General features: G+C 65.3%; 6 protein-coding genes and 1 pseudogene. 4 read left to right on the top strand and 3 right to left on the bottom strand.

Going from position 1 to position 8,978, the window contains the following annotated elements; genetic code table 11:
- Positions 1-2,096: hypothetical protein (locus tag APY03_RS34265; RefSeq protein ID WP_198161355.1), on the top strand; the 2,096-nt coding region annotated here is incomplete at its 5' end.
- Between the two features lie 233 nt (positions 2,097-2,329).
- Here the strand turns inward: APY03_RS34265 and APY03_RS34260 are convergent.
- The 3 genes from APY03_RS34260 to APY03_RS34250 are packed head-to-tail and all read right to left on the bottom strand — an operon-like array spanning position 2,330 to position 5,805.
- A complete protein-coding gene (locus APY03_RS34260) occupies positions 2,330-3,343 on the bottom strand; it encodes an NAD(P)H-quinone oxidoreductase (RefSeq protein ID WP_068684388.1) in 1,014 nt (337 codons plus the stop codon).
- Positions 3,340-4,335 carry a Bug family tripartite tricarboxylate transporter substrate binding protein gene (locus tag APY03_RS34255; protein ID WP_068684386.1) on the bottom strand — a complete coding sequence of 332 codons (996 nt, stop codon included), beginning with the start codon at positions 4,333-4,335 and terminating at the stop codon, positions 3,340-3,342. The genes APY03_RS34260 and APY03_RS34255 overlap by 4 nt, the downstream gene beginning before the upstream one ends.
- Positions 4,336-4,368: 33 nt before the next feature.
- The gene (locus APY03_RS34250; protein WP_068684384.1) at positions 4,369-5,805 is read right to left on the bottom strand and encodes an NAD-dependent succinate-semialdehyde dehydrogenase; all 1,437 of its coding nucleotides are present in this window, start codon (positions 5,803-5,805) and stop codon (positions 4,369-4,371) included.
- A 113-nt stretch (positions 5,806-5,918) separates the two neighbouring features.
- Here APY03_RS34250 and APY03_RS34245 point away from each other — a divergent pair, with 113 nt between their 5' ends.
- The 3 genes and pseudogenes from APY03_RS34245 to APY03_RS34235 form a co-directional block, all read left to right on the top strand.
- Positions 5,919-6,884: a LysR family transcriptional regulator gene (locus APY03_RS34245; RefSeq protein ID WP_068684382.1), complete on the top strand. Its 966-nt coding sequence runs from the start codon at positions 5,919-5,921 to the stop codon at positions 6,882-6,884.
- Positions 6,885-7,127: 243 nt separating this feature from the next.
- Positions 7,128-8,030 (top strand): LysR family transcriptional regulator, encoded by a 903-nt coding sequence (locus APY03_RS34240; RefSeq protein WP_232081247.1) that lies wholly within the window; start codon positions 7,128-7,130, stop codon positions 8,028-8,030.
- A 129-nt stretch (positions 8,031-8,159) separates the two neighbouring features.
- Positions 8,160-8,939, top strand: a pseudogene (locus APY03_RS34235) (Bug family tripartite tricarboxylate transporter substrate binding protein); the annotation flags it as partial.
- Positions 8,940-8,978 lie beyond the last annotated feature (39 nt).

Here is an 8,978-nt window from a genome sequence, read left to right as displayed (position 1 = left end):
CCGCCGCTTTGTTCGCGCAGGCGGCCCGCCGGCTCGACCCCGGCTTCGACCTGCAGGAGCAGGCCGCCGACGTAGACCGCCTGTGCCAACTCGTCGGCGGCCTGCCGCTGGCGCTCGGACACGCCGCGCGCGTGCGCCAGCGCATCGGCCTGGCCGCCGTGATCGAACGGCTGCGGGCCGGCGAACTCCTGGCTGACGCGGGCCCCCACGACGCTGAGCAGCACCACCGCAGCCTGCGCGTGGTGCTCGACGAATCGTGGGCCGCGCTCGACGAGCGTGCGCGCGCGGCCGCGTTGCGCCTGGCCTGCCTGCCGGGTGGCTTCGACATTGCACTGGCCGCCGCGGTGGGCGCGGCGCCGCACGAGGTCGACACCCTGCGCGAGCACTCGTGGTTGTCGCGCGATGACGCCGGCCTGCTGGCCTTGCACCCCTTGCAGCAAGACTACCTGCGGCGCCAGCCGCAAAGCATGGCCTGCCGGGCCGCCGTCGGCGACGCCCTGGTGCGCCATACGCTGGCCGCGTTGCCGCCGATCGCGCCCTTCGGCCCCTGGCCGGGTGAGCGCGCTGCGGCCGAACGCATCGCGGCGCAGCCGGCCTTCGGCAGCTCCGAACTGCTCGGCGCCCTGGAGCACCTGCTGGCGGGGGACGAGACGGACACCCTGGCCGCGTGGGTCGACGGCGTGGCCGCCCTGCTGATCGCCGCCGGCCGTGCAGCGGAGGCCGCCGCGCTGCTCGCCCGGGCGGCTGTCGGCCGCGCCGATCTGCCCGTCTGGCGAACGGGAGGCTGGCGACTGCGTCAGGGCGAGACCGTCAACGCCCTGGGCGATGGCGAAGGTGCGCGGCGCATCTTCGAGTCCGCCCTGGACGGCATGGGCGTCAGCCCGCTGCCGCCGGAGCCGGGCCATGCTCAGGGCCTGCTCAAGTCGGCGTGGCGCCTGGCGACGCGGCGCGGCTGGCCCGCGCTGCCGGTCGAGCGCCAGGCCCTGCGCCGCCTGCTGCTGCGCTGCCTGATGTTCCTGGGCCAGCAGCACACCTTTGCGCCGCAGACGCTGGCCTCCGTGCGCACGCTGGCAGTCACGCCCGCGCTGAATCTGGCGCCGAGGAGCCAGGCCGTGAAGGCCGCCATCCGCCTCAGCAACGCGTATGGCGCTGCGCTGTTCGGCTTTCCGGGGGTGGCGCGGTCGATGTCGCGTGGGCAGATGCCGCGCCCGCGCCTGCGGGACGACCCGCATCTCGACGCCTTCATCGACCACACGCATGCCGCGCTGCAGGTCGCACTGGGCCAATGGGAAGGCGTGCAGCCCCGCATCGAGGCGACCCTGGCGGCGTTCGAGCGCCTGGGCGACCACCGCCACGAGATGGAGGCGCACTCGCTGCTCGGCAAGCTGCTGTTCTACCAGGGCCAGTTGCCCGCGAGCGCCGCGCGCTTCCGACTCTGCCGCGAGCGCGGGCTGCAGCTGCCCGCCGGCGCCTACCGGTCCTTCGGGCCCTTCGGTCTGGCTGAAGTCGGCATGTGCCTGGATCACGTCTCGCTGGCGGAGCTGCGCGAGCTGGCAGACACCGGGGGGCACTGGATCACCGAGATGGAGAACATGGACAACGCCTACACGTTGCGCCGCCTCGGCTTGCTCGCGCGCCTGGCCTGGCGCGCCGACGACGTGACGCAGGCGCGCGAGGCGGTACTGGCGGGCATCGCCGCGGCAGGCCGCTTCAGGCGCTGCGGCTTCTGGGCGCACGAGGGCTACGCCGGCATCGGCGAGGGCCTGCTCCTGCTGCGCCGTCACGAGCGCGAGGTGGGCGGCCCGCTGCCGCCGCTGGACCGGGCCTGGGCGACCCTGCAGCGCGCCCTCGAAGGGCACGCGAGGCGCTTTCCGCCGGCGCGGGCGATGTGGTACCGCCTACAGGGTCAGGCACTGCTGGAACAGGGCCGACCCACTGCGGCGCGGCAGTATCTGGCACGCGCTGTGCGCGAAGCCGAGTTGCGCGGCATGCCCGTCGAGCTTGCCCGCAGCTGCGACGCACTGGCTCCTCTGGAATCCACGGCCAGTTGCAATGAACGCGCGCGGCGGGTATGGGCGGAAGTTCGGCGGGCGTAGAGCAAGCCCGCAGACCGATCGGTCCTGGACTGGCGCACGGCGGCGAGCGCGGTCGTGTGTTCGACGCGCGCAGGGACTGGTGAAACGGCTCGCCGGCACGCTGCGCGATGTTCGCCCTGCAGTGAAGAGCGCGCTATCTACGCCGGGTATTGCGTTGCTGCAGGGCCGAGCGCTCGCCTATGACAACGCCTTTGATTCCAATGCTGTCCGGTGTCCTCGAGAGCGTTGACTCTTCAGTTTGCAAAGGGCTCGGGCAACAGCAGTACCTTTCCAACGCTCTGGCCTGACTCCATGCGTCTATGCGCCTGCGCGGCGTCGGAAAGCGGGAAGGTGCTGTCGACCACTGGCCGGATCGCGCCGGTCGCCAGCGCTTCAAGCCATCGTTGCGCGAAGCGCCGCGTCATCGCTTGCTTGACTTCGGGCGTCCGAGACTTCATAACGGTACCGATAATCTGCAGATGTCGATATAGCACCGCATCCATGGGGAGCGCTGCACCTTCGCTGCCACCGAGAAGGCCGACGACCACCATGCGACCGCCTACCGCCAGCGAGCGCACATTGCTTTCCAGATATGGAGCTCCGATGAAGTCGACTACGACATCCACTCCTTTGCCGCCCGTCTTCTGGGCCACAGCGGTTTGGAAGTCCTCGGTTCGGTAGTCGATGACTTCATCTGCTCCAAAGCCCTTGACCGGTACGTGCTTGTCGCCGCCTGCTGTTGCAAATACGCGCGCCCCTGCCGCGTGCGCCAGCTGCACGGCCGCCGAACCCACCCCGCCAGCTGCCGCGTGGATGAGTACCGACTCGCCCGCCTGCAGACGACCGAGATGAAAGAGCGCCTCGTGCGCGGTTACGAAAACTTCGGCGACCGCGCCTGCTTCGACCAAACCGAGGCTCTCTGGCACGTGCATCGCCATGCGGTAATCAATGCGAGAAAACTCTGCATATGCGCCGCCGCCCACGATACCCATGACACGATCGCCTACTGAAAAGCCTTCTACCTTTGGTCCTACCTCAACCACCGTACCTGCTATTTCCAGCCCCATGATGTCGGAGTCACCGAAGAAGGCACGGCCATAGGCACCTTTGCGGTGCGACAGGTCGGCGCGATTCACCCCAATTGAGACGTTGCGCACCAGCAAGTCGTGGAGTCTGACCTCGGGGCGAGCAGTCTCACGGGCTACCAGCACTTCCGGGCCGCCGAAGTCGTCGAAAACGATTGCTTGCATGGCTTCTTTCTCGCTCATTCCAGCGCGATGTTCAGGCCCTTGACTGAAGCCGCCCACGCCTTGTCCTGCTGCGCCAGAAACTGCCGGAACTGCTGAGGACTGCTCGTGTCGGGCTGCATTCCAAGTTGTTCAAGTCGATTGTGCAGCGCTGGATCGGCGAAGGCTTGCACAGCCGCCTTATTCAGTTTCTCCACCACGGCCGCAGGCAGGCCACGCGGGCCAAGTAGCCCGAACCAACCCTGCACGGCGAATCCAGGGTGGCCCGACTCGGCAACCGTGGGCACATCCGGCAACACGCTGACTCGGCTCGGGCCGGTTATGGCGAGCACCTTGATCCGCTTGCTGGCATGGTAGGTCATGGTGGTGACCAGCGAGGTCTCGAATGACAGGTCGACATGACCGGCAATCAGGTCCTGCATTGCAGGCGCAGCGCCCTTGTAGGGCACATGCACCATGTCGACCTTGACCGTTTTGGCCAGGATCTCCGCTGTCAAATGCGGAATCGAACCCGGACCCACGCTGGCATAGGTGACCTTGCCCGGATTCCCCCTTGCATACTTCACAAACTCCGAGAAACTGTTGAACGGTGTGGTTGGCCCCGCGATCACGGCGCCGGGCGTTGTCACCAGGTTGGTGATGGGGGTGAAGTCGCGCGAGGGATCGAACGGCAGCTTGCGGCTGAGGTGCGGCCCGATGGACAACGCACTGACTGTCAGCACGCCCAACGTGTAGCCATCCGGCGCAGCCCGCGCGACCACTTGCGTGCCTATGTTTCCACCAGCGCCTGCACGGTTTTCAACCACCATTGGCTGCCCGAGCGAGGCACTGAGGCGATGCGCAAGCTCGCGCGCCACTACATCGGTGACACCGCCCGCAGGGAATGGAACGATCAGCGTAATGGGCCTGCTCGGATAGGTGTCCTGTGCAGCGGCGTTGCTGCAAGGCAGCCACGATGAAACAACCAGCGCGGCCACGCCGCCAATCGAGAATCCACGGTTTGTTGGCTTCATGTTCGTCTCCTATTCTTGTCGTCGGATGCCGGTTCAGACCTGGCTGATGAACTTCGTGTTGAGATAGCTCTGGATCCCTTCGGCGCCACCTTCCGAGCCGTGACCACTGTCCTTGATGCCTCCGAAGGGCAGTTCGCACACGATCATCTGCGCGTGATTGATGCCGATCATTCCCGCCTCCAGTTCGTTGCTCACTCGCATGGCGGTCCGCGCCGACTCTGTGAAGGCATAGGCGGCCAGCCCGTACGGCAGGCGATTCGCCTCCGTCAGAGCTTCGTCGATCGTGTCGAACGGGAGGACGACGGCCAGCGGTCCGAAGGGCTCTTCATGCATCACCTTCGCATGCGAAGGAACATCCGTGAGGATGGTCGGTCGCCAGAAGAGGCCGGGACGGTCGATGCGCTCACCGCCGGCACGCACCGTGGCGCCGCACTCGCGCGCGTCCGCCACGAGCGCCGCGATAGCCTCGATGCGCCTCTCGTTCGACACCGGTCCGACCTGCGTCTCGGGATCGAGACCATCGCCGATTCGCAGATCCGTGGTTTCGTCGACGAACTTTGCCAGAAACGCCTCATAGACAGGGCGCTGCACAAGGATGCGTGTGGGTGAAAGACAGATCTGACCCGTCCCGCGGAACTTGTTCGCTGCGAGCAACTTCGCCGCCGTGTCGAGATCGGCGTCGGCGAACACCAGCACGGGAGCATGCCCGCCCAGTTCCAGGGTGATGGGCTTCAGCGCATTTCCGGCCAGCGCTGCGAGCAGTCGCCCCACTGGTACAGATCCGGTGAACGATACCTTGCGGATCACCGGCGACTCGATGAGGTGGCGCGAGATGATGTTGGGCGCGCCGAACACCACGTTCAGCACACCCTTTGGCAAGCCTGCGTCGTCCAGCGCCCGAGCGATAGCCAAGGCAGTCGCGGGACACTCTTCCCCTGGCTTGATGATCACGGAGCAACCCGCCGCGAGCGCGGCGGCGATCTTGCGGCTGGGCGTTATGGCCGGGAAGTTCCAGGGTGCAAAAGCCGCGACGGGACCGATAGGCTCCTTGTGAACACGCTGGTGCACCTCCGGACGTCTGGAGGGCACCGTGCGCCCGTAGACCCGACGCCCCTCTTCGGCGAACCATTCGAAGTAGTCTGCGGAGCTGGCTAACTCGTACTGCGCCTCGTGCAGCGCCTTGCCTTGCTCCAGGGTCAATTGCTTGGCGATGCCCTCGGCGCGCTCACGGAGCAAGGCAGCCGCGCGGCGGAGAATCCTGGCGCGATCGTACGCAGACGTCTTGCGCCAAACGACAAAGCTGCGATCTGCTGCCTGAAGGGCGCGGTCCAGGTCCTCTTCACGTGCGTGAGGCACATGGCCGATGACCGCGCCAGTTGCGGGGTTGAGCACGGCCGACGTGTCGCGGCCTTTGCTGTCGATCCACTCTCCATCGATGAAGAGGAACAGCTCGTCGTAGTGCGTGGACATGGGTCTCCTTTGCTTTCCTTGCTCAAATCTGCTGACGCCGACAGAATCGTAAGAGGGCTCCTGCTGGGGAACAATCCCTCGGGTCGCGAAACGTCTTCGCAAGGAATGCAAATATGAGTCAGGGTCGCATGATGGAAAACCTGGAGGTTTTCGTCGACACGGTACGCGCGGGTTCGTTCTCTGCTGTGGCGCGACGTCGAGGCGTAGCCGTGTCCTCGGTGGCGCGGCAGATCGACGCTCTCGAAGGGGAGTTGAAAGCCTCCCTTTTCACTCGATCGACGCGCGCGCTGCAGCCCACCGATGCCGGCAATCTCCTGTTCTGCCGCGCCGTGAAGATCCTGAGCGATCTGGCCGATGCACGTAGCGAAGTGATTTCGTTCGAGGCCGCCGTGGAAGGCGTTCTGCGTGTGAGCTGCCTGCCGACGTTTGGACGCCGGTATGTGGTTCCTTGCCTCGCGCAGATGTTCCAAACGCATCCGGGACTGAGCGTGGAGCTGGACCTGACAGAGCGGCTCGCTGACCCGACGACGGAGCGACTGGACTTGGCAATCCGCTTCGGCCATCTGCCCGACAGCTCGCTATTCAGCACCAAGCTCGCAGACCAGAGTTATGTAATCTGCGCAGCGCCCGACTACGTGGCGCGTCACGGCACCCTCCAGTCGTTGAATGCACTGGCGGGTCATCGGCTGATCGACAAGCGCCGGAGCCAGAGTCCCCTTGGCTGGCGTGAAGTCTTGGGAGATGATTTTCAGTATGGCCACTGCGTGTTCGAAGCCGACGACTTCGATGCTCAGCGGCAGGCGGCTGTTGCTGGGGCTGGCATCGTCCGCTTGCCAGATTGGGTGGTGGGACACGACGTTGGCGTTGGCGCACTTGTTGTTCTGCATCCCGATGGATTGCCCGCAGCTGATGTCACCGGCATCCATCTTGTGCGTGCGCTGCCGCGCCCCAGCGCTCGTTTGAAGGCATTCGTGGATGCGCTAGCTGACTTCATAGGCCGGCCGGCGAGTTGGCAACGCGCCATGCGGAGAAAGACCTCGCGCAAAGCCGAATCCGCCTCATTGGAAAGCCCTGGTTGAGCCCGATCAGGCTCGCGCGGCGCGCGATGCACTTATGTACCTTTTCTTGACCAAGTATCTGCGTCAACTACGGTCTCACGTAATGGCGAACGAGCGCTCAATCGCCCAGCGACGCCACCAGCGGAGATGCTTCGTCGAGTGCGAAAGGCAAGACTGCGCATCGGCCCGGAAGAATGATGGGCCGATACTCGGACTGGTGCCTTAAAGTCCTATACCACTGCCTCAACCAAGTTTGTGGAGTTCATGTTGGATCTGCGCGATCTCCAGTACTTTGAAGTTATTGCCGAGCTCGAGCACATGGGGCGCGCGGCCGAACGGCTGCACCGGACGCAACCCGCGTTGACAAGCTGCGTACGGCGGCTGGAAGAGGCGTGCGGCGCTCTGCTCTTCGAGAAGACAGGACGCGGCATCCGCTTGACAAGTGCGGGGAAGACGCTCCTCAAGTGGGCCCAGCGCACACGCTTCGATGTGGAAAGCGCACGCCGCGAAATCGGCGACATCGGCAGAGGTCTGACTGGGAACGTCAAGATCGGAATCGTGCCGACGGCCGCGCAGTTCCTATTGCCCCCGGCCGCGCGCGACCTGATGCGCGAAGCACCCGAAGTCACATTGCGGACCACCGTGGCGCTGGTCGACATCCTGAAGCCGCTGCTGCGCGCCGGCGATATCGATCTGATGGTCGGCACCGAAGGCGCTGCTGAGCCAGGGTTCGCCTCGCAGAATCTGGCCGAGGACGTGATCGTGGTCGCCGCCTCCGACACGCACGCGATCTTCGGCAAACCGAAGCCGAGCCTGAAGGACCTTGCGGGCTATCGATGGGTGCTTCAGCCCCCCGGCGCACCGACGCGGGACTGGCTCGACCAGACCTTTGACCGCCATCGAATTCCCCGGCCTGTGGTGCAGGTCGAAAGCACGATGCTGCTGATGCTGCCGACACTGATCGGCGAGACGGGCCTGCTGAGCTTCATCTCGCGTCTTCACCTGCAGGCGGGGCGTTCCGGCGCAGCGTTGCGCGAAGTGAAGTTGCCGGCCACGACCATGCGCCGCCGCATGGTCGTGACCTATCGCGACAGCGGTTATGTCTCCCCGGCAGCCCAACGGCTGATCCACCTGCTGGCCAAATACGCTGATGCGCCACGGGGGTAAATTCCCCAAGTCAAATCTATCGATCTTCAAAAAGTATCGATTGGACTGAATGGCCCCCACGCCGAATACTTGCCTCACTGAACGCACCGCCCGCAATCGAGCAGGGTGGGCTAAACAGGAGACAAGTTCATGCCACATCGCGCCCTCACGGCCGCGGCTTCGCGCCGCCTCATCGGCATCGCCGCCACCACGCTCCTTGCCGGTGCGACGCTCATGGCGCACTCGACGGCGTCCGCACAGGCCTATCCATCGCGCCCGATCAAGCTGATCGTTCCCTTTCCGGCCGGCGGCGGCACCGACCTGATTGCACGTGAAGTTGCCAATAAGGTGGCCGTCGCCAACGGATGGTCGATCGTCATCGACAACAAGCCCGGCTCCGGCGGCAACCTGGGGGTGGATGCCGCGGCCAAGGCTCCCGCCGACGGCTACACGCTGGTGCTGGGCCAGACCAGCAACCTGGCGATCAACCCCACGCTCTATGCCAAGCTGCCTTACAACCCCGAGAAGGACCTGACGCCCATCGTCGAGGTTGCAAGCGCGCCGCTCGTCCTCGTGGTGGCTGCGGACTCGCCGTACAAGACGCTCGCCGATGTGGTGGCCGCTGCCAAGGCCACGCCCGAGTCGCTGAACTACGCCAGTTCCGGCAGCGGCACGGTGGCGCATCTCGCGACCGAGATGTTCCAGAAGACGGCAGCGATCAAGTTCACGCACGTTCCCTACAAGGGCGCTGCACAAGGTTCGACCGACCTGATCGGCGGCCAGATCCAGATGTACATGTCGTCGGTGCCTACGCTGATCGGTTACATCAAGAACGGGAAGATGCGCGCCATTGCCGTGACCTCGCCCAAGCGCACTGCCGACCTACCGTCGGTGCCCACCATTGCGGAATCCGACTTCAAGGGTTTTGAGCCTCTCTTGAAATCTGAGTGGGTAAGCTGACGCCATTTT

The sequence above is a fragment of the Variovorax sp. WDL1 genome, from assembly GCF_001541225.1.
Classification (GTDB): Bacteria; Pseudomonadota; Gammaproteobacteria; order Burkholderiales; family Burkholderiaceae_C; genus Variovorax.
The sequence above is the reverse complement of the archived record's forward strand: the minus strand, read 5'-3'. Positions and strand labels throughout refer to the sequence as shown.